The following is a 19,280-nucleotide window of genomic DNA, read 5'->3' as shown; positions in this document are numbered from 1 at the left end:
CGATGCATATTTCACTCTCGGCCACTTGCCTGCGAGTTAAAACGCCGTCTCTGGAAGCAGCGGGTGTGGTGTTGTCAGGCCCAATCGGATTTGAATTAAAACCGGGCGAAATCAATGTCATTCGGGGTGGAAATGGTGTTGGAAAATCAACCCTGTTGAGATTGATGAGCAATTCATTGCCGGGCCAGTGTGTTTTATTCAAACCTGAGTTTGGCCTGCGTGATGAATTGTTGGTCGACACACACCTGCAAATTGTATTGAGTCACCTTGGTACCAATGCCCATAGCGTTGAATCTTTGCTTGAAAGGGTAGGGCTTGCGAACTGGCAATACGAGCGCATCGGCACCCTTTCGTCTGGGCAGCGTGCACGTTTGGGTTTGTGCAGCTTGTTGGCGGGGCAATTCAAAGTGTGGTTGCTCGATGAGCCCTTGAATGCGCTGGATCATGAGGGTATTGCAACATTGGCCGGGGCGGTGGCCACGCATTTTGATCAGGGTGGCATTGTGTTCATGGCCACCCACGTGGACGCATCGGTGTTAACGCAGCACCTGGCTGGTGTACCCGTGAAAGAGGGCAGGCTGGAACAGGGCAAGTTGCTTGGCGGTTTTGTAGCAGATGCCCACCTGGATGATTCCCGCGTAGATGATTCCCCTGCACAGGAGACCGGGCGTGCTGCAAAGGTGGATTTTTCCGCCTTGCTTCAACGCGACTGGGCGGTGACTTTGGGCAATCCACAAGCACTGCTGTGGAGCGCTTTGTTTCACTGGATGGTGCTGAGTTTTTTTGGAATCGGACTCGGAAAGCCAAGTGCCGAATTTGCACAAGTGGCCGTATGGGTTAGTTTGTTACTCGCTTTGATGCTGGGGGCCAAAGACTGGTTTGCAGAGGATTACCGCACTGGGTGGCTTGGCTTTGTGGCGGGCCTTAATCCGGACAACATTGCTTTGTATTGGTTGGTCAGGGTTGTATTTTTGGTGCTGTGCCAAGTGGTGGTACTGGTACCTGTCACAGGTCTGGTGGCGTTACAACTGGGTCTTCACGCCACGCAAACCATTGACCTGGCTTTCGCGTTGAGCGTGGGCATTTGGGCTGTGGCGCCGCTGTTGGGCTTGATCGCGCTGTTGGTGATGCTGACTCGTGGTGGTGCGGTTCTGGTTTATTTGCTGGCCTTGCCGCTGTTGGTCCCCGTTCTAATTTTCGGGCTTGAGGCCAGTCAGGCCAGTGGTTTGGGCCGCAGTGCAATTGCACCGCTTGCTGTGCTTGCGAGTTTGGGAATGTTGGGTTGTTTGCTGGGGCCATTCGTGGCCAAGCGCCTTGTTGGTTTAATACAGGAATAACGATGTTTGCTCAGTTGGCTTCACCCCCCAAATTTCACGCCCTGGCCAGTTGGCTGTGGGTATGGCTGCTTGCTGCCGGTGTGCTGTTGCTGGGTTTTGGTTTGTACACTGGCTTGTTTTTGGCACCTGTTGATGTTCAGCAAGGCGAAGTGTATAGAGCCATTTATGTGCATGTGCCCGCCGCGTGGATGTCAATGTTTCTTTACCTGGTAGCCTGTGTGTATGCTGGCTTGAATTGGGTGTACCGCAGCGATGTGTCCGCCGTCATGATGCGTGCGCTACTGCCCACCGGTGCATGGATGACTGTGTTGGCATTGATCACCGGCGCACTGTGGGGCAAGCCCACCTGGGGTACCTACTGGGTGTGGGATGCAAGAATGACCTCGGAGCTTTTACTGCTGTTTATCTACTTGGGCCTCATTGCCTTGGGCCAACTGACCACCAACCCGGCCAAGGCCGATCGTGTTTTGGCTGTTGGGCTGTTGATTGGCGCAGTGAATATTCCCTTGATTTACCTCTCGGTGGTTTTCTGGAATACGCTTCATCAGGGCTACAGCGTGTCGATGAGTGGCAGCCGAATTCACCCCGACATTGCAATGGGCATGTGGCTCAGCGTGTTGGGGTTCTGGTTGATTTGTGCCAGCACGGTGTTGAACCGTGCGCGGCGTTTGTTGGTACAAAGGCGTTGGTTGTAAAGGGCAGAAGGCAAAACAATGATTCTTGATGCATGGCAAACAATTTGGGCTTGCGTGGGTTTAAGCCTCTTGATTCTGGTTGTGGATGGTCTGCTGGCTGGCCGTGCGGGCCCCAGCAAAACCGATTTGGTTCGTCAAAAAAAGCGAGACAATCGAATGGTCGGGCTTGGGAAAGGAGCAAACAATGAGTAATGCGCGCGCGCATCGCGCGGCTTGGCTGGCAGCCATTGTTGTCGTGGCTTTGGGTTTTGGTATTGCCTTGGTTAAAGTGTTTAACGAGAACCTGGTTTTTTTCTACACCCCCACTCAAATACTGGGTGGCGAAGTGCCCACAGGTGAAAAAACCTATCGCCTGGGTGGCATGGTCGAGGTGGGCAGCGTTCAACGCGAGGCCGACTCATTAAAAGTTCGTTTCGTGGTCAGTGACCTGAACAACAAAGTGCCGGTCGAGTTCAATGGCATAGTTCCCGATTTATTCAAGGAAGGCACAGGCGTTGTCGCAGATGGCCAATGGGACGGCACCACATTCAAAGCCTCTGAGGTTTTGGCCAAACACGATGAAGACTACATGCCGCCCGGAGTTGAGCAGTGATCGCCTTGATATCCCAGTTCAGTTTAGCCTTGGCCACCGTGTTGGCCTTGTTTGGCGCAGTCGCTGGTTTTGCCGCAGTGCGAGGGGTATATAACCATGCGCCAGCAGTCACTTTGTTGAACTCGATTCAACGCAATGTGCTGCTGGTCTCTGGGCTCGTCAGTATTGCCTTTGTTGGTTTGGTCTATTCCTTTGTGATCAGCGATTTTTCAGTTCGCAACGTGGCTGAAAACTCCAACCTGGCTCTGCCTGTTTTTTACAAGGTGGCCGCAAGTTGGGGTTCTCATGAAGGCTCCTTTTTACTTTGGGTGCTCATGTTTGCAGGCTGGACCCAAGCTGTGGCCTGGGCCAAATTCGAGGTGTCGGCTTGTTTCAAAGTGCGCGTACTGGCCACCTTGCAATTGGTGCTGGTGGGTTTTCTGCTTTATTTGTTAATTGCCAGCAACCCATTTGAATACCTGTACCCCACACCCGTCGACGGGCGAGACCTGAACCCGCTGCTGCAAGACATCGGCATGATCATTCATCCCCCCCTGTTGTACATGGGCTATGTGGGCTTCGCAGTGACCTTTGCCTTCGCAGTGGCTGGTTTGCTGGAGGGCCGATTCGACATGACCTGGGCGCGCTGGAGTCGCCCCTGGACCAATGTGGCGTGGGCGTTTCTGACCATGGGCATCGCCTTGGGAAGCTGGTGGGCTTACCGGGAACTGGGTTGGGGTGGTTGGTGGTTTTGGGACCCGGTCGAAAATGCATCTTTAATGCCCTGGTTGGCAGGTACCGCGCTCATTCATTCACTGGCCGTGTCTGAAAAACGCGGTGCCCTGAAAAGCTGGACCTTGCTTCTGGCACTCACCACCTTTGCCTTGTCCCTGCTGGGTACATTCCTGGTTCGCTCGGGTGTGCTTACCTCGGTGCATGCTTTCGCAACAGACCCTGAACGTGGCGTGTTCATTCTCGCCTTGTTGTTTATTGTGGTGGGCGCTTCCTACATTCTGTATGCGCTTAAAACAGGTGAGGTGGGGCAGGGTGGCAATTTCAAGGCCACTGGTCGTGAGTCGCTGTTGCTGTCCAACAATGTGCTCATGAGCGCTGCCCTGGTGGCCGTGATGTTGGGTACTCTTTACCCCTTGGTGGTCGAGGTAATTGGCGGGCGGAAAATGTCAGTGGGGCAGCCTTATTTTGAAGCCATGTTTGCACCCATTCTATTGCCCGCGGTGTTGCTCATGGCCTTGGGTCCCGATTCTCGCTGGCGCGAAACGCGTCTGGCGCAATACATCAAGCCCGGGGCAGTAGCGCTCGCTGTTGCCGCGCTGGTGTTGTTGGGAGCAGCCTTGTTCAATGGTTATTTCAGCCTGTTGTGGGCTGTGGGTGTGGTGTGTGCAGTGTTCATGGCGGTGGCCACGCTGGCCCATGCTGCGGTGGCCACGCGCAAAGCCGGGGCAAGCATTCCTGAAAGTGGTTTGCTGTATCGCATTCGCCGTTTGTCTCTTTCGTATTGGGGCATGGTGCTTGCGCATTTGGGAGTGGCTGTGTTTGTGGTGGGCGTCAGTTGGGTAAAAACTTTTGAGACTGAAACCGATGCCGTGCTCAAGCCAGGAGAAACTTCTGAAATTGGCCTATGGCGAGTCACATTCATTGGAGTTGATTCGGTGCAAAGGCAAAACCATGTGGCTGCTCTGGGCGTGTTCGAATTAACGCGTGGCGACGGCACGGTGATCCACTTGCTGGAACCTGAGAAACGTCGCTATCAAAGTTCAGAGCAAATCATGACTGAGGCAGCCATTCACAGTGATTGGTTCTCCGACGTGTACATCGGCCTTGGCGATGCAGTTCAAAGCAGCGCAAACTCCGGGGCGTGGGGCGTGCGCCTGTATTACAAGCCATTGATCAACCTGATTTGGTGGGGTTGTGCCTTGATGGCACTGGGTGGTTTGCTTACCGTGTTTGATCGCCGTTACCGGCCCAGAAAGAATGCGGTGGCGGCATGATCAAGAAACGCTTGCGCCTGTATTTGCCAATTTTGGTCTTGTTGTTTTTGGGTGTGTTTTTGCTCCGTGGTTTGTGGCTTGACCCCAAGAAATTACCCTCCGCATTGATTGGTAAGCCCGCGCCTGCGGTAGTGCTTCCCGTGCTCAGCTTTAACGGGCCAGAGGCTGATGCAGTGCAAATTGCCGACATTCAAACACTGCAAAGTATTGATGCACTGAAAGGTCAGCCTTGGGTACTGAATGTGTTCGCATCGTGGTGCCAAGCGTGTTTGGTGGAGCACCCGCATTTCATTGCTTTGGCAAAACAGAACAAAATCAAGCTGGTGGGCTTGGCTTACAAAGACGACCTGGCCAATACCCGCCGTTGGCTGGCGCAATATGGCAATCCTTATGATTTGATCCTGATAGACCAGCAAGGCCAGTATGGAATTGAGTTGGGTGTGTATGGCGTGCCCGAAACTTTTTTAATGAGCGCCAACAACACCATTATTCACAAACAAGTGGGGCCAATTCCCGTTGATTATTTCGACAGCATGGCACTGCCCGCAATAGAGGCTTCCCGATGAATGTGAATGACCTGAATGCAGCAGAGAAAGAACAGTACAAAGAAGTGGCCAGCGAGTTGCGTTGCTTGGTGTGCCAGAACCAGTCGCTGGCTGATTCTCATGCTTCCTTGGCAGTCGATTTGAAAGACAAAATTGCCGAGCAAATTCGTGCTGGCAAAACCAACGAGGAAATTAAAAGCTACATGCAAGATCGCTATGGCGAGTTTGTGATCTACAAGCCCGCTTACAGCATGGAAAATGCGGTGTTGTGGTTGGGGCCATTTGTGGTGTTGCTTATTGCCGTGGTGCTGGCGCGCAAGGTGGGGAAGAGCAAAGCCAGCGCACCTACCGCTGAAGCAAGCGCACAATGGGCAGAAAACTTGTACACCAAAACTAAAAACAAAAAAGACAGCTGATTGATGCTGCGGTTACAGAACCAGCAGCTGCTCGTTAATTTTTTTTGCCTGCTCAGGCGGTACCCCCGCCAGCGATGCGAATTCAGGCCAACGTTTAATGGCTTGGCGAACTTCTCGAATAACTTTGGGTGCGGAACCTATTGCAAAGCGCTCCGCCTCTTCCAGCAAATCAAGCTCAGCGAAATTCTTGAATTTTCCATGCACCGACATCAAATGTTGGTGAGTCCATTCACCCTCAGGGTTGTGTGCAAAGGTGATGTCGTAGGCTGGTGCCAGTTCCCAGCTTGATCCTTCCTTTAGCAAAAACGAAAAGTTCTTGGTGTGATCGTCGCAGTTTCTTCCCATCACATTGAATACCATGCGTCGAAACGCTTCTTCTTTTTGTTCATAAGGAAGTTGCAGTTTCACAATGCAGTCGAATAATTGAGCATAAGCATTCGTGCCTTTCTTTTTATAGTCCAGGTGGTTGAATGCGCACAGCGTTTGTATGTGATGGCGCACATTGTTTGCAGCCCGGTCAAAACGGCGTGTCATAAAGTGCGCACGGCCGTTTTCCTCTAGTAGTCGACATTCTGACATGGAAATTTTCGCCGCCCTGGCCATCAAATAATAGGCGTATTCAATTCGACCATAGCCTCCTGATGCGCCCAGTTCGTTGTCTTTGCCAATGCCGTCGAATTTTAGTAGCCAGTGTTCGAACCCTGGCGGTGTATCCACTTGTCCGGAACGAATTTCTTGCGTCTCGCGGTTCCATGCAACAACCGCTTTGGCACGGGCCCCACCAGCGGAGGTACCCACATCAATAATGCTGCGCAAGGCTGCATTTGTGTATTCATCTTCATCGTCGTCAAACTGACCAGTCACCGCTTTTCTGGCCTGTTCTACCAAGCTACCCAATTCAATTGAGGTGGCCACTCGCTTCGAAGGCCCGCGGCTTGGTTTGAATGTGAGAGCACCCATGGCGCGGTTACTCATGTAGGCCAGGCGATCGAGTGCAGTAATGTCACTTTTAGACAAACCCCGCTCGGCCATGTAACGGTCAATCAATGCATTGCCAAAATCATCGGGCAGGGCATCGGCCAGCATGGCCGGTAACCGTTTGTAAGTTTCAACTGGCAGATCTGTGAACAAATATGGGTCGCCGTTGTTCAAAGGCATTTGTAGTGGGGCAGGTTCAATGCCGGTTTTTAGAAAGGCGGGTGCGTAGGCGAAGGCGTAATAGCCGTACACAGGGTCTCGCGCTACCGCACCCACTTGTTTTCCCCAAAGAAAGACTTCAACACGGTCCACGGGTTGATAGGCCGTGCTTTTTGTTCGTGCGATTTTCTTTTTGTTATTCATGACTTGCTCGGTTTGCGCCTTGCGCGCTGACGGGGTGCTGCTTTGGCCACCATGGTCATGGGGTTGATGGTTGCAACTGGTGCAATTGTGTCGAACCAGCTTTCCCTCCCCAAGGCGCGGACAACTTTTACCAGTGTTTGCAATGATGAACCTTCCCCGTTTTCCAAGCTTTGCAGCGCACGGGTACTTACACCGGCTTGTTCAGCCAGTGTGTGTTGGTCGGTGTTTCGGCTCAGGCGAAGCTGTTTCAGGTTTGCGCCCAAAGTGGTTTCCAGTTCCGCAAGCGTTTTTTGAGGCAATTTATGTCGTTCCTAAAATGTGTTTTTGTACGTTTTGATTATTTTTTTGTATTTTATGCGCGTTATTAAGCGTATTGCAATAATTTAAATATTTCAAGTAAAGTTATGTTTTAAATCGCGTATAAACGCGTATTAGGGTGATTTTTTATTTTTAAACGCGTATTTCTGCGCAATAAAATTATTAAATTTTACCGGGCTTGCCTGGTGCAGTTTTGCATGGTTACCCCGCAAATGCAGGGTGGCGCATGTTGCCTTGTTGCGCACAACAAGGCTGGGCGGCCCTTTGGCAATTGCTTACTTCCCAAGCAATAGGGTGCACGGATCAACTTGCTTGCTGTTGCATACTGATCCATTTACATTTTGAACCTGTTGAAATTGCATTTCGAGCACGTTTCTTGGCTTTGGTACCGGCCTGCGGTAGCCATGGTGGATTAGAACGATGAGTGCAAAACAAAACCCGGTACACGTATGCTTCTTCGGTTGTAAAGGAAAAGTGTTTAGAGCGAATCACCGTACGCAATTCGTTAAGCAAACGTGGCGGGTTTTGGGTTTTAGTTATACTGTTCATAAGAACAGTATATTTGTCAGTCGCTAAGTTGTACAAAGGACTCACTCAGTTGAGGGGTTCTCAGGGGTGATGTTCGGATAAATGGATATCGCCGTTATTGTTCGATAAAACTAGTTAAATGAAAGGGAGTATCGAGCTTGCTCGCAGAGTTTGAAGAGAAGCAGTACGAGCAACACTTAAATATCGAGTTGCTTCAAGGGAGTAATCTGATCTTCCCGCCTGGTCAGTATTTAGAGAATATTTTGGGATTTGACGCAGCATTGTTTACTCGCAATAAAGCGTTCTGGCGCCATTTTTTGGGTGGATATCCATGGTACAGGAGGTTTTTCAGAAGTTATTTGAGTGGCTTATATTTTCCTAAGGATGCTTTTGAGTTGGAAGAAGCGTTTGATAGTGATCTGCCGCAGTTTAAATTCAATGCCTTCATTCAGCATAAACGGCCAGAGCGAATGGTCAAAGAGACCGCATCTGAATGGCAGTCCTGGCAGCGAGATTACTATCGATATAAAGTTTTAGAGCATCAACAACAGACGCTTGAAAATTTGGAATCGAGTGTGGGAGATCGGGGTATCGTGACATATGCTAGTCCAGCATTCCATACAAAAGAAGAATTTTGGCATGCTCATAAAAACAGAGCATTCATCCAAAGATCTAATTTCTGTCAACCTAACAAGCTTAGTGGCCACAACGCTTATACATACGTAGACGCTGGGACTACCGGTATTGCACACTCCGAACCACAAAAGGTCGAGAGCAAGCATTTATTGCAGGAGTTACAGCGACTTTCTCAATCAGAAAGTGGGAATGAAATTTCAAACTCGAATTTCGTGGCTAAAAGCTGCGATCTCGCTGAAACTAGCTTAAAAAGCCAAGGTGAACTTATGAGCCTTTACAACGAGATAGTGGGGGATCTTGACCAGAATCAAACCGAGGTACCGAAGTTACTCCGAGACTTATACCGTTTGTCTGTGTTTAAGTTTGTTACTGGTATCAACCTATATTTCGGTGTTCAGGAAGGTGCATTTAACAAGCAAATCCAGCGGACTCGCCAAAGTCTTCGCCGCTGATTTGAGCGTTAGGCCGCACAATATGCAGCAATACCATGTTGCCATCTCAGCCGAGGCATTTGCCGCAGCGCTCTTCGCACAAGCGGGCTGCGAGGTTTCTGTGCAGTACGGCGCCAATCAGCCCGGCTACGACCTCGTGGTCGCCCGCGGCGATAGTCACGCGTTGGTTTCAGTCAAGGGGAGCAAAGATGGTGGCTGGGGGTTGATTCAGAGCTTTAAGAACAAGGGCAACTCGTACTTTGAAGCGATCGATCTCTGGCTCAAAAAGCACTCACGCGCCAATCTGATCTTCTGCCTGGTGCAGTTCAAGGACACTCAGTTTGGTGATATGCCCAGGATCTACCTCGCGAAGCCTGAGGAGATGGCGGACTACCTGAAGGCCAGCCGTGGCAAGCATGGATACACGTCACTTCGAGAGCGATACATCTGGCAAGGTGGCATTGCCAAAGGCAGCGTCGACACGATTCCTGAGGCTTGGTGCTTCACAATCGCTCGTCTGGAAAAGCTCATGCCAATTGATCCAACAACGACCAGTGCGGCCTAACATGTCGTTCAACCGGACCCGCTACGGCAGCCGGCCATGCCCGCGCGAAGCGTGCTGGTGGGCTTACGCCTTGTGGCGCAATGCCGCGTCATGCCGCTCACCTCCAGTGTTAGCCATCAAGAATACTTGCACAACGTAAACATTATGTTTATGATTGGCGCATGATTCAAACATTTGCCAACACTGAAACCGAGGGCTTTTTCGTCACAGGTAAATCTCGTCGTTTACCTTCGGAAATTCTCAAACGTGCAGCTATGCGTCTTAATCAATTGCATGCCGCTACAGAGTTAAAAGATTTACGTTTGCCGCCATCCAATCAACTGGAGGCTCTTTCAGGTAATCGCATTGGTCAATGGAGCATACGTATAAACCAACAGTGGCGTGTCTGTTTTACATTTGAAAACGGTGACGCATTTAATGTCGAAATAGTGGATTACCACTAGGAGGAATAACATGATCCGCAATGGTTTAACATCCATCCATCCTGGCGAGTATCTCGCTGAAATCCTTGAGGAGCTTCATATTTCTCAAGCATTGTTTGCTCGCACCATTGGTGTGTCGCCCATGCGCATTTCCCATGTCGTTAAAGGCAAGCGCCCAGTTACGGCTGAATTGGCATTGCTGTTTGCAAAAGCTTTTGATCAAACTCCACAGTATTGGCTCAATTTGCAAGCTAGCTATGATTTAAAAACCGCTGAGAAAAGTATCGCCAATCGTCTTTTCTCCATTCATAGTTTGGCGCATGTGTAATGGCTAACCCCTCATTCCATCCGACTGGCCGAAAAGCGCGGCCAGTCGCTGAATTCAAACGTTAGGTGTTTCAAATTGGGCCCAAAAACTGAAGAGCTAATCGGTGTGTTGGATGAACTCGCCGCAGTTCTTGAAGAAGACGGAAATGTCCACTGGGGCGGATGGATGCGAAAAGCGAGAGCGCGCCTACTCAACTCAGATTACTCGGGCATAGAGTATTTTCTTTCTGCGTATGGTGGCATGGGTTCGATGAATGACGTTATTGTCGGTCAACGTTATAAGAATGGTGTTCTTGAATGGAGGTCTGGGCATATTGAACTCAATCAGAAGTTCAACGCTCTTAGTGCCAAAGCATTGAAGTTGGCTGATGCCATTAAGCGTTCACAGTAACTGCGGTGCACTAACAATTTGGAGTTGACCCCGTTTAACGGACACGCCGGGTCGAGCCTCTCATGTCCAACGGTTTCCTCAACACTAAGCACAACCCCCCACCAATAAAAAAACCGAACCCGGTTCACCCAAAGTTCGGTTTTTTTACATCAACCCAAAAACAATTACTTCAAAGGCTTGTAACGCACTCGCTTCGGTCGCGCACCTTCTTCACCCAGTCGCTTGATTTTGTCAGCTTCGTATTCCTGGAAGTTGCCGTCAAAAAACACCCATTGCGAATCACCTTCACAGGAAAGAATGTGTGTAGCAATACGGTCCAGGAACCAACGGTCGTGAGATGTCACCAGCACAGTGCCCGCAAATTCCAGCAGCGCGTCTTCCAGCGAGCGCAGTGTTTCCACGTCCAGATCGTTTGATGGTTCGTCCAGCAGCAACACGTTGCCGCCGGAGATCAGGGTTTTGGCCAAATGCAAACGACCACGCTCACCACCGGACAAATTGCCAATCAGCTTTTGCTGGTCGCCACCCTTGAAGTTGAAGCGTCCCAGGTAAGCGCGTGAAGGCATTTCGAACTTGCCCACGGTCAGAATGTCCGCACCATCGGCCACGCCATCGAACACTGTTTTGTCGTTGGGCAGTGAATCGCGGGCCTGGTCAACCACGGCCATGCGCACAGTTGAGCCAACTTTGATTGAACCACTGGTGGGCTCTTCCTTGCCTGCAATCATTTTGAACAAAGTCGATTTACCCGCACCGTTGGGGCCAATTACACCCACAATTGCGCCGGGTGGAATCTTGAAGCTGAGGTTGTCAATCAGCAAGCGGTCACCAAAGGCTTTGCTTACATTTTCAAACTCGATCACCTCATTGCCCAAACGCTCGGCCACGGGAATAAAAATTTCCTGTGTCTCGTTGCGCTTCTGGTACTCATGGCTAGACAATTCTTCAAAGCGTGCAATACGCGCTTTGGATTTCGCCTGGCGTCCTTTCGGGTTTTGGCGAACCCATTCCAGTTCTTTTTTCAAGGCTTTCTGGCGTGCGCTTTCGCTGCTTTCTTCTTGCTTAAGGCGGTCCTGCTTTTGGTCCAGCCAGGAACTGTAGTTGCCTTTCCACGGAATGCCAGATCCTCGGTCCAGTTCCAGAATCCATTCGGCGGCATTGTCCAAAAAGTAGCGGTCGTGGGTAACAGCCACCACAGTACCTGGGAACTTGTGCAGGAACTGCTCAAGCCAGTGCACCGATTCAGCATCCAGGTGGTTGGTGGGTTCGTCCAGCAGCAACATGTCCGGTTTGCTCATCAACAGGCGGCACAATGCCACACGGCGTTTCTCACCACCGGAAAGCGTGGCCACGCTGGCTTCCCAAGGGGGCAGGCGCAGTGAATCGGCTGCAATTTCCATCAGGTGTTCAGCATCGTTGCCCGCAGCGGCAATCACAGCTTCCCACTTGGCTTGTTCCTCAGCCAGTTTGTCAAAGTCTGCTTCAGGGTCGGCGTAGGCGGCGTAAATTTCCTCCAGCTTTTGCTGGGCCATGCCCAGTTCACCCAAACCTTCTTCAACGGCCTGGCGCACCGTGTGCTCGGGGTTCAGTTCTGGTTCCTGGCTCAAATACCCAATATTCAAATTGGGCATGGGCACTGCTTCGCCTTCAATGTCTTTGTCCACACCAGCCATAATTTTCAGCAGGGTGGATTTGCCAGAGCCGTTCAAGCCCAGCACACCAATTTTCGCGCCGGGGAAAAAGCTCAGCGAAATATTTTTCAAAATCTGGCGCTTGGGGGGAACAATTTTCCCCACGCGGTTCATGCTGTAGACGTACTGGGCCATTCGGTTTCCAATTCAATAGGTTTAACGTTGCCGCAATTTTAAATCATCGCAGGCAGTTGGGGGGTTAAAGCTTGGCGTTCTTTGCTGGCCTCACCCAACAATGCCATGCCCAGCAGCGCGCCATCTGCGCCTTTAAACAAGGCTTTCACACCGTTGTCATCGGCTGTTATTTCCCATTCACCCTCATGCTCGGGCAGGGGTGGGTTCACCACCGCAGGGCAATCGGGCGTTTTAATGCTCACCGGCATTGCAGGGAATTTGATTTCAGTGGGTTTGCCAGCCAGTGTTTGCGCCATGGCGCGCGCAGCTTGCATCACCGGCATAATGTACGGCAACACAAACTTGCCCAGGTATTCGGCGCAATCACCCAAGGCATAAATGTTGTTGTTGCTGGTCTGTCCAAGGTTGTTCACCACGATGCCGCGCGCCACTGTAATGCCCGCATTTTCGGCCAATGCAGTGCGTGGCTTCAAACCGACTGCAGACAACACCAAATCAGCTTGGGTTGTTTCGCCAGTGGAATCCGTCAGTGTGTAGCCAGCCCCGTTCTTCGATATGCTGTTTACGGTACGCCCCAGTTTCCAGCTCACGCCTTTCTCGGCCAGTTTGTTTTGCATGAAGGTACTGGCTTGTTCAGGCAGTAGGCGGGCCAGGGGACGGTCAGCCAAGTCAAACACAGTGGTGTGAATGTCCGCTTTCAACAAATCGTTGGCAAACTCGCAACCGATCAAGCCTGCACCCAACACGGCCACTTCTTTCTTGCCATCCAGCAGTTTTCGAAATTCTGCATAATCATTCAAGTCATTCACGCTAATCACGTCGCCTGCGCCATCGCCTTCAATCGGCAGTTTGATGGTGTCGGCACCCAGAGCCAATACCAAGTTGTCGTAGCTGAACTCGCCTGCGCTGCTTGTCAGTCTGCGCGATTCAGCATCCACCGCGCTCACGGTGGCGTTGGGCACCAGTTCAACTTTCTGTTGTTCGGCAAATTTTGCAGCAGGCGTCATCACCAGGCTCTCGGCTGTTTTGCCACTGGCCAGCGCATTGCTCAACATGGGCTTGGAGTAAAAGTCACCGCTGTCTGCCGTGATCAGGCGAATCTCCGCCTCGGGGTCGGCTTTGCGAAGTTCTCTAACCAAAGTCCATGCGGCCACGCCGCTGCCAATGATGGTGGTGTTCATAGTGTTAATCCTGTGTGTTGCACGTGAGTTTCAATAGTCAATTTCTATAATTGAAGCTTATTAATCACGAATTGCTATCGTAAACGTTGAGTATTGGCATTGTAAGCGGAATCCAAATGTATACGGGTGTTTACCAAACAGAGTGGCATTGGTTAAGATGCGCGTAGACATTCGATTTTCAAGCCATATTCTCAGGTAGGCTTGCTACATTCCTTTTTTATCAAACGACTTCTACACAATACACATCAAAGGGAGACAACTTTGAGTACATTTGATCGCATCGGCACTTCTCGTTTTATCAAAACCGCGGCCTTGGCTTTGTCAGTGACTGTTTTGGCCGCTTGCGGATCAATGACAGGCATCAAAGACATTCCCGAGTACCTCGATTCTGATTTCGAGCATGTGGGTCCGCGTGATTTCATCACCAACATTGATTTGGCCCGAATCAAGCTGGGCATGTCGCCGCTTCAGGTTCAAAACCGATTGGGCATGCCCATGTTGAGCGCGAAAGATCAAGACGATCGTTGGGACTATGTGTTGAAGAAAGGCCAGGGAGCCAGCGAAGAATTTGTGCCCTATGCCGTTTACTTCAAAGATCAAAAAGTGGTGCGTTTGGCGCCATTGACGCCGCCGCCCGCACCTTTGGCTGACGCACCTGCAGAGGCACCGGTAGTTGATGCGTCTGCTGTTGCTGCACCTGAAGCCAGCGCTGGCGAAGTTATGGCCCCAGAACCCAGTTTGGCTGTGGGCGCCGATGTGGGCGATGCTGCTGCCATTAACGACATGTTGAGCAACTGGGCTGCCGCCTGGTCGTCTAAAGATGCAAACGGGTATCTCGGTTTTTATGCAGACACCTTTGAGCATGGAAAGAAATCTCGCGCCGCCTGGGAAGGGCAACGTCGCGCACGTTTGTCTGACAAAGAAACAATTTCTGTCAGCGTGTCCGATGTGCAAATTGACGTGCAGTCCGAGGCCTTGGCCACTGTCAAGTTCAAGCAAGATTATTCATCAAATCGCTACAACGACTCTGGCACAAAAGTGCTGACCCTGTCCAAGGCCAGCGGCACCTGGAAAATTCAAAGCGAAGAATTCCAGAAGTAATTTGTGGATCAAAGAAAAACCCCTTGCTGCATCAAACAGCAAGGGGTTTTTTATTGAATCGGCAATAAGAAGTTACTGTTCGAAAATCTGGATTTTTCCGCAACCATCCAAACGTTCAACCAAATCGCTGCCCATCAGCTTCGATGGTGTGTAAGCACCGCCAGCAACATTCTTTTCCATCAAGATAAAGCTGGCTACAGCCAGTGATCCCATCACGGTCAAAGAATATCCATTGGCAGTTTTTACCCGGGCAACCACCTTTTTACCTTCGGCATTCGTGGCCTCGCCCCACACATACGCAGGCATTTTGGCGCGTTGTTCTTCGTTGGGACCTTCTACTTTCGCGGCCTGTTTTTTCAGAATTCCCTGAACCAGAGACATGCCCAGAATAGGGCGGGCCAGGTTTGCAGCTCGCATCATCCGTACCGATTTCGGTGAGGAAGGAATGTACACCTCAATATTGCGAATGCCGGTGCTGTGGAATGCAGTGGACACATCGCCCCAAGGAATGGTGACCGCAAACTTGGTACCGTTGCCAAAATTGATTTCGCGAGTGCTGTAGCCCAAGCCCACTGCCTTGATTTCACCCTCTTCACGAATGCGGCCGCCCAACTTCATGGCCTCGACGGTGGTTTTCGCAGTGCCTGCTGACAAGCCACTGCGGGAATCAAAACCCAGGGCCAGGTGGGTGGCATCTGGCAACAACTCGTGCAAGCGGGCGGCCACGCAATCGGTTGGAATCACATCGAAGCCAACACCTGGACACAGCACAATTTTTTGTTTGCGTGCCTTGCCGCTCAGTGACTGGGCCAGCTCGAACACCGAAATTTCACCGGTGATGTCCAGGTAGTGTGTTTTGGTTTGCAGGCAAGCCATCATCATCGGCTCGGCTGTTTCTGAAAAGGGGCCTGCGCAATGCAAAACCAGGTCAACTTCATTCAATCCTTCAAGCACTGCGGCTTCATCACTCAACGAGAAGACACGACTTGGCAAGCTTAGTTTGTTGGCCAAGGCGGTCACTGCCGCTTCATTGCGGCCAGCCAGAATGGGGCGCATGCCGCGTTTGGCCGCTTCACGCGCAATCATTTCACCGGTGTAACCATTGGCACCGTAAATCATCCAGGGCATTGCGTCTCCTAAAGCGCTTTGGAGCCCTTAATCGGGCTCCCTTGTTGTTTTGTTCAAGATTCCAGTTTGGCTTTCACGCGGTCGAGAAACGTACCGACCTGCGCGTCGAACTCAGATTTCACGATACCTTCCGCAATCCCCTTCATCAGGCGGGGCACCGGCATTTCGAACTCGCCAGTTGAGCGGAACGAGATTGTACATGCCTTGGGGCTGTCTTCCTTAATCACCCAACCGCCAGCCACAGTGGCATTGCCTTCGCCCGCAACCGGGTTCCAGTCAATCTTCGATTTGCCATCGTTGCTGTACTTCACCGCGTACTTCACCTGATGGGAAATACCTGCCGCGCCAATCTTGGCCATTTCCCAACGCCACACTGCATCGCCCAGGTCAACAATTTTGTCCAGCTTGGGAAACAGGGCCACGGTGTCGGCAACATCAGCCAACTGGTCAAATGCTTTCTTGGCACTGCAGGCCACTTTGAACGACTTTTCGATTTTCACATTCACGTTAACTGCCATATGTCCCTCGCTTTTTATTGTGGATGTTGTACTGCATGGGGTGAAGTGTATCGGTTAATTGGCGCGCTTGTTAGCCCGATGAGGCAACTGGGTGGCGCTTGATTGGGGGCTTGTGAAATCTCGTGAAATACCGGGTTCAACTAAAAACAGCCGTGTTGCGCCGCACTTAATCATTGCTGCCTTTAAATCGTTGTGTGCATTGCTTCTTGCCTGTTTTGCTGTGAATACATGTTGCGGTGCAAGGTAAATCATTGATTTTTTTCGAACTGAGGCTCTAGAAAAGTCGCTGTTTTTTTGGTGCAATGAGGTTGACAGTTGTTCACTGAAAGCGCATGTTACGCCTAAGTAACTTAGAAGTAACTTTGATGACATTCAAGGGGTATAAACATGTCAAATTCACTTTTTGCCGTTTTCTCAGCAGTTGTGCTGATCGGCCTCGTCTACAGCGGTGCAAACCTGCTGACCTTCACCGCTGCCATTGGCGCATCCGCTTTGGGCTTCTATGCTCTGGGTGGCTTGGGTGAGTTGGGTCTCATTGTGTTTGCCGCAATTTACCTGCCGATCGCCGTAGTTCTCAACGTGCCAGGCCTGCGCCGTGGTGTGTTGACAGCGCAAATTTTCAAGGCCTTCAGCAAGGCCCTGCCAGCCATGAGCCCGACGGAAAAGGACGCCCTCGAGGCTGGCGACACCTGGTGGGAAGCCGAAATGTTCGGTGGCAAGCCAGACTGGTCCAAGCTGATGAACGTGAAGTACACCGAGCTCACAGCAGATGAGAAGTCTTATCTTGAGAACGAGACTGAAGAGCTTTGCAAAATGCTCGACGACTGGAAAATCACGTTCGAGCTGAAAGACCTGCCACAGGAAGTGTGGGATTTCATGGGCAAGAAGAAATTCTTCGCCATGTTGATCGCCAAAGAACACGGCGGTTTGGGTTTCTCTCCCTACGCACAAAGCTGCGTGGTCGCGAAAATTGCAACCCGTTCATTGACTGCATCCGTCACCGTGATGGTTCCCAACTCATTGGGCCCAGGCGAGCTGATCATGCACTACGGCACGCAAGAACAGAAAGACTACTGGCTGCCACGCTTGGTAGACGGTCGCGAAATTCCATGTTTTGGCCTGACCGGCCCTGAAGTGGGTTCGGATGCCTCTGCTATTCCTGACACCGGCGTGGTTGTGAAGCGCGTTGTGAATGGCAAAGAAGAATTGGGCATCGTACTGAATTTCAGCAAACGTTATATCACCTTGGCCCCAGTGGCCACTGTGGTTGGTTTGGCATTCAAACTGAAAGACCCCGATGGTTTGCTGGGCGACAAAAACAAGGTCGACTACGGCATTACCTGCGCCTTGCTGCCAGCCGACACTCCCAATGTACAAATTGGTCGTCGCCACTTCCCTGGCGCGGTGTTCATGAACGGCCCCATCATCGGTAACGATGTTTACATTCCGCTGACTTCCATCATTGGTGGTCGTGAAATGGCCGGCAAGGGTTGGAGAATGCTGGTTGAATGTTTGTCAGCAGGCCGTGGCATTTCCTTGCCAGCTTTGTCCGCAGCCTCTGGTTGGGGCATGTACCTGGCCACTGGCGCCTACGCCCGAATTCGTCGCCAGTTCAAAATGCCAATTGGTCGTTTTGAAGGCGTTCAGGAAGCAACCGGTAAAATCGGTGGTCTCACTTACAAACTGGAAGCCTCACGCGTGTTGACTGCAACAGCTTGTGCCGAATGTGCACCATCTGTGGTCACCGCCATGATGAAGTACCACATGACCGAAATGATGCGTGAAATTATTCTGCGCTCTATGGACGTTCATGGTGGTCGTACGGTAATTCTTGGCCCACGCAACTACCTGGGTCAGGCTTACCAAGCCATGCCGGTTGCCATTACCGTTGAGGGCGCGAACATCATGACGCGTAACCTGATCGTATTTGGTCAGGGTGCAATCCGTTGTCATCCTTGGGTGCTGAAAGAAATGCAAGCAGCCCAAAACCCCAACAAAGAAGAGGGTCTGCGTGATTTCGACACCGCTTTCTTTGGTCACTTGGGTCACATTTTCAACCGTGCCATGCGTGCCCTGGTGTTGGGCCTGACCGGCAACCGTTTGGCGAAAAGCCCCGTGAGCGGCCCAATGGCTGATTATGCAAAAGCCATTGAGCGTCGTTCTGCCGCCCTGGCATTCACAGCCGACGTGGCCATGGGTGTTTTGGGTGGTGAACTGAAGCGTCGCGAGCGTTTGTCGGCCCGTTTGGGTGACGTGCTTAGCCACCTATACATGGCCACAGCCGTGCTGAAGTACTTTGAAACCAATGGTCGTTTGGCGGATGAACTGCCCCACGCTCAATGGGCGATTGAAGATTCATTGTTCGAAATCGACAAGGCTTTCACCGAGTTCAACCGCAACTTCCCGAACAAGGCAGTTGGCAAATTGTTGAACTTCGTGGCCTATCCCTTGGGTATGGGCAAAACCAAAGGCCCAAGCGACAAGGTGAACGCCGAAGTGGCAGAACTCCTGATGACTCGCAATGCTTTCGCAAACCGCTTGCTCGATAAAGTGTTTGTGGGTGAAGGTTTGTCCGACCCCACTGGCCGCATTCTGGAAGCAGCCGACAAACTGTTGTCGATTGAACCTGGTTACAGCAACTTCCTGAAAGCAGTGTCGTCAGGCAAGGTTGTCGGAGAAGGTCTGGAAGCCCAGTTGAAAGACGCTGTGGCCAAAAACCTGATCAGCCCCGATCTGGCCCAGGGCATTCGCGAGTACGAACCAATTCGTTTCGATGCGATCCTGACCGACGACTTCAGCAAAGACTACTTGCGCACCAATGGTCAAATTCCCGACGAGATCATTGAAGCCAAGCCAGTCACGGAGTACAAGGCAGCTGCTTGATTTTAAAGGGCAAGTTTTTCGGCAACATTTTGTTGTAGCGAAAACATCGAAAGGCCTCGCGAAAGCGGGGCCTTTTTTGTTACTCGTTCAGAATTTTTTGCGCTATGCTGA

General features: G+C 51.3%; 20 protein-coding genes. 14 read left to right on the top strand and 6 right to left on the bottom strand.

The window, feature by feature from the left end:
- Positions 1-2: 2 nt before the first annotated feature.
- The 7 genes from B4C79_RS13605 to B4C79_RS13575 are packed head-to-tail and all read left to right on the top strand — an operon-like array spanning position 3 to position 5,573.
- Positions 3-1,337: a heme exporter protein CcmB gene (locus tag B4C79_RS13605; protein ID WP_291739313.1), complete on the top strand. Its 1,335-nt coding sequence runs from the start codon at positions 3-5 to the stop codon at positions 1,335-1,337.
- Positions 1,338-1,339: 2 nt separating this feature from the next.
- Positions 1,340-2,032 (top strand): heme ABC transporter permease CcmC, encoded by a 693-nt coding sequence (ccmC, locus tag B4C79_RS13600; RefSeq protein WP_291739312.1) that lies wholly within the window; start codon positions 1,340-1,342, stop codon positions 2,030-2,032.
- Between the two features lie 18 nt (positions 2,033-2,050).
- On the top strand, positions 2,051-2,224 hold the full coding sequence (locus tag B4C79_RS13595) for a hypothetical protein (protein ID WP_168426938.1): 174 nt from the start codon (positions 2,051-2,053) through the stop codon (positions 2,222-2,224).
- A complete protein-coding gene (gene ccmE, locus B4C79_RS13590) occupies positions 2,217-2,624 on the top strand; it encodes a cytochrome c maturation protein CcmE (protein ID WP_008251122.1) in 408 nt (135 codons plus the stop codon). Before B4C79_RS13595 ends, ccmE begins: the two co-directional genes overlap by 8 nt.
- Entirely contained in the window at positions 2,621-4,612 is a 1,992-nt protein-coding gene (locus B4C79_RS13585) for a heme lyase CcmF/NrfE family subunit (RefSeq protein ID WP_291751581.1), read from the top strand. The genes ccmE and B4C79_RS13585 overlap by 4 nt, the downstream gene beginning before the upstream one ends.
- Positions 4,609-5,178, top strand: a complete 570-nt coding sequence (locus B4C79_RS13580; RefSeq protein WP_291742348.1) for a DsbE family thiol:disulfide interchange protein — start codon at positions 4,609-4,611, stop codon at positions 5,176-5,178. Before B4C79_RS13585 ends, B4C79_RS13580 begins: the two co-directional genes overlap by 4 nt.
- Positions 5,175-5,573: a cytochrome c-type biogenesis protein gene (locus B4C79_RS13575; RefSeq protein ID WP_105028738.1), complete on the top strand. Its 399-nt coding sequence runs from the start codon at positions 5,175-5,177 to the stop codon at positions 5,571-5,573. Before B4C79_RS13580 ends, B4C79_RS13575 begins: the two co-directional genes overlap by 4 nt.
- Positions 5,574-5,585: 12 nt before the next feature.
- Here B4C79_RS13575 and B4C79_RS13570 read toward each other — a convergent pair whose 3' ends face one another.
- On the bottom strand, positions 5,586-6,914 hold the full coding sequence (locus tag B4C79_RS13570; RefSeq protein WP_291742350.1) for a type II toxin-antitoxin system HipA family toxin: 1,329 nt from the start codon (positions 6,912-6,914) through the stop codon (positions 5,586-5,588).
- Positions 6,911-7,213 carry a helix-turn-helix domain-containing protein gene (locus B4C79_RS13565; RefSeq protein ID WP_291742352.1) on the bottom strand — a complete coding sequence of 101 codons (303 nt, stop codon included), beginning with the start codon at positions 7,211-7,213 and terminating at the stop codon, positions 6,911-6,913. Before B4C79_RS13565 ends, B4C79_RS13570 begins: the two co-directional genes overlap by 4 nt.
- A 705-nt stretch (positions 7,214-7,918) precedes the next feature.
- Here B4C79_RS13565 and B4C79_RS13560 point away from each other — a divergent pair.
- The 5 genes from B4C79_RS13560 to B4C79_RS13540 all read left to right on the top strand — a co-directional run bounded on the left by B4C79_RS13560 (position 7,919) and on the right by B4C79_RS13540 (position 10,532).
- Positions 7,919-8,848 (top strand): hypothetical protein, encoded by a 930-nt coding sequence (locus B4C79_RS13560; protein ID WP_291742355.1) that lies wholly within the window; start codon positions 7,919-7,921, stop codon positions 8,846-8,848.
- 22 nt (positions 8,849-8,870) lie between these two features.
- Entirely contained in the window at positions 8,871-9,392 is a 522-nt protein-coding gene (locus tag B4C79_RS13555; RefSeq protein WP_291742358.1) for a hypothetical protein, read from the top strand.
- A 161-nt stretch (positions 9,393-9,553) separates the two neighbouring features.
- Positions 9,554-9,835, top strand: coding sequence for a type II toxin-antitoxin system RelE/ParE family toxin (locus B4C79_RS13550; protein WP_291742361.1), 282 nt, complete (start codon positions 9,554-9,556; stop codon positions 9,833-9,835).
- A gap of 10 nt (positions 9,836-9,845) precedes the next feature.
- Positions 9,846-10,142 (top strand): HigA family addiction module antitoxin, encoded by a 297-nt coding sequence (locus B4C79_RS13545; RefSeq protein WP_291751583.1) that lies wholly within the window; start codon positions 9,846-9,848, stop codon positions 10,140-10,142.
- Between the two features lie 75 nt (positions 10,143-10,217).
- A complete protein-coding gene (locus B4C79_RS13540) occupies positions 10,218-10,532 on the top strand; it encodes a DUF6966 domain-containing protein (protein WP_291751584.1) in 315 nt (104 codons plus the stop codon).
- Between the two features lie 164 nt (positions 10,533-10,696).
- On the opposite strand, the gene ettA is transcribed toward B4C79_RS13540, so the two are convergent.
- Positions 10,697-12,358 (bottom strand): energy-dependent translational throttle protein EttA, encoded by a 1,662-nt coding sequence (gene ettA / locus B4C79_RS13535; RefSeq protein WP_105028752.1) that lies wholly within the window; start codon positions 12,356-12,358, stop codon positions 10,697-10,699.
- 38 nt (positions 12,359-12,396) lie between these two features.
- Entirely contained in the window at positions 12,397-13,539 is a 1,143-nt protein-coding gene (locus B4C79_RS13530; RefSeq protein WP_291739337.1) for an NAD(P)/FAD-dependent oxidoreductase, read from the bottom strand.
- Between the two features lie 261 nt (positions 13,540-13,800).
- On the opposite strand from B4C79_RS13530, the gene B4C79_RS13525 reads away from it, so the two are divergent.
- The gene (locus B4C79_RS13525) at positions 13,801-14,640 is read left to right on the top strand and encodes an outer membrane protein assembly factor BamE (RefSeq protein WP_291739338.1); all 840 of its coding nucleotides are present in this window, start codon (positions 13,801-13,803) and stop codon (positions 14,638-14,640) included.
- A gap of 72 nt (positions 14,641-14,712) precedes the next feature.
- On the opposite strand, the gene B4C79_RS13520 is transcribed toward B4C79_RS13525, so the two are convergent.
- Together B4C79_RS13520 and B4C79_RS13515 are read right to left on the bottom strand one after the other, a co-directional pair.
- On the bottom strand, positions 14,713-15,768 hold the full coding sequence (locus B4C79_RS13520) for a saccharopine dehydrogenase family protein (RefSeq protein ID WP_168426939.1): 1,056 nt from the start codon (positions 15,766-15,768) through the stop codon (positions 14,713-14,715).
- Between the two features lie 53 nt (positions 15,769-15,821).
- Positions 15,822-16,286 (bottom strand): SRPBCC family protein, encoded by a 465-nt coding sequence (locus tag B4C79_RS13515; protein ID WP_291739339.1) that lies wholly within the window; start codon positions 16,284-16,286, stop codon positions 15,822-15,824.
- Positions 16,287-16,673: 387 nt separating this feature from the next.
- Between B4C79_RS13515 and B4C79_RS13510 the strand changes: the two genes are divergently transcribed.
- Positions 16,674-19,169 (top strand): acyl-CoA dehydrogenase, encoded by a 2,496-nt coding sequence (locus B4C79_RS13510; protein ID WP_291751585.1) that lies wholly within the window; start codon positions 16,674-16,676, stop codon positions 19,167-19,169.
- The last annotated feature ends 111 nt before the right edge of the window (positions 19,170-19,280 follow it).

Source organism: Limnobacter sp. UBA7229, from assembly GCF_002473065.1.
GTDB classification, from domain to species: Bacteria; Pseudomonadota; Gammaproteobacteria; order Burkholderiales; family Burkholderiaceae_B; genus Limnobacter; species Limnobacter profundi.
This window is presented reverse-complemented; position numbering and strand designations above follow the sequence as displayed.

What these genes read in the sequence shown, in the direction of transcription:
- B4C79_RS13575 (WP_105028738.1), top strand. Translation starts at nt 5,175, where the DNA reads ATGAATGTGAATGACCTGAATGCAGCAGAGAAAGAACAGTACAAAGAA.
- B4C79_RS13595 (WP_168426938.1), top strand. Translation starts at nt 2,051, where the DNA reads ATGATTCTTGATGCATGGCAAACAATTTGGGCTTGCGTGGGTTTAAGC.
- B4C79_RS13520 (WP_168426939.1), bottom strand. Translation starts at nt 15,768, where the DNA reads ATGCCCTGGATGATTTACGGTGCCAATGGTTACACCGGTGAAATGATT.
- B4C79_RS13605 (WP_291739313.1), top strand. Translation starts at nt 3, where the DNA reads ATGCATATTTCACTCTCGGCCACTTGCCTGCGAGTTAAAACGCCGTCT.
- B4C79_RS13510 (WP_291751585.1), top strand. Translation starts at nt 16,674, where the DNA reads ATGTCAAATTCACTTTTTGCCGTTTTCTCAGCAGTTGTGCTGATCGGC.
- B4C79_RS13530 (WP_291739337.1), bottom strand. Translation starts at nt 13,539, where the DNA reads ATGAACACCACCATCATTGGCAGCGGCGTGGCCGCATGGACTTTGGTT.
- ettA (WP_105028752.1), bottom strand. Translation starts at nt 12,358, where the DNA reads ATGGCCCAGTACGTCTACAGCATGAACCGCGTGGGGAAAATTGTTCCC.
- B4C79_RS13545 (WP_291751583.1), top strand. Translation starts at nt 9,846, where the DNA reads ATGATCCGCAATGGTTTAACATCCATCCATCCTGGCGAGTATCTCGCT.
- B4C79_RS13515 (WP_291739339.1), bottom strand. Translation starts at nt 16,286, where the DNA reads ATGGCAGTTAACGTGAATGTGAAAATCGAAAAGTCGTTCAAAGTGGCC.
- B4C79_RS13580 (WP_291742348.1), top strand. Translation starts at nt 4,609, where the DNA reads ATGATCAAGAAACGCTTGCGCCTGTATTTGCCAATTTTGGTCTTGTTG.
- B4C79_RS13550 (WP_291742361.1), top strand. Translation starts at nt 9,554, where the DNA reads ATGATTCAAACATTTGCCAACACTGAAACCGAGGGCTTTTTCGTCACA.
- B4C79_RS13555 (WP_291742358.1), top strand. Translation starts at nt 8,871, where the DNA reads ATGCAGCAATACCATGTTGCCATCTCAGCCGAGGCATTTGCCGCAGCG.
- ccmC (WP_291739312.1), top strand. Translation starts at nt 1,340, where the DNA reads ATGTTTGCTCAGTTGGCTTCACCCCCCAAATTTCACGCCCTGGCCAGT.
- B4C79_RS13570 (WP_291742350.1), bottom strand. Translation starts at nt 6,914, where the DNA reads ATGAATAACAAAAAGAAAATCGCACGAACAAAAAGCACGGCCTATCAA.
- ccmE (WP_008251122.1), top strand. Translation starts at nt 2,217, where the DNA reads ATGAGTAATGCGCGCGCGCATCGCGCGGCTTGGCTGGCAGCCATTGTT.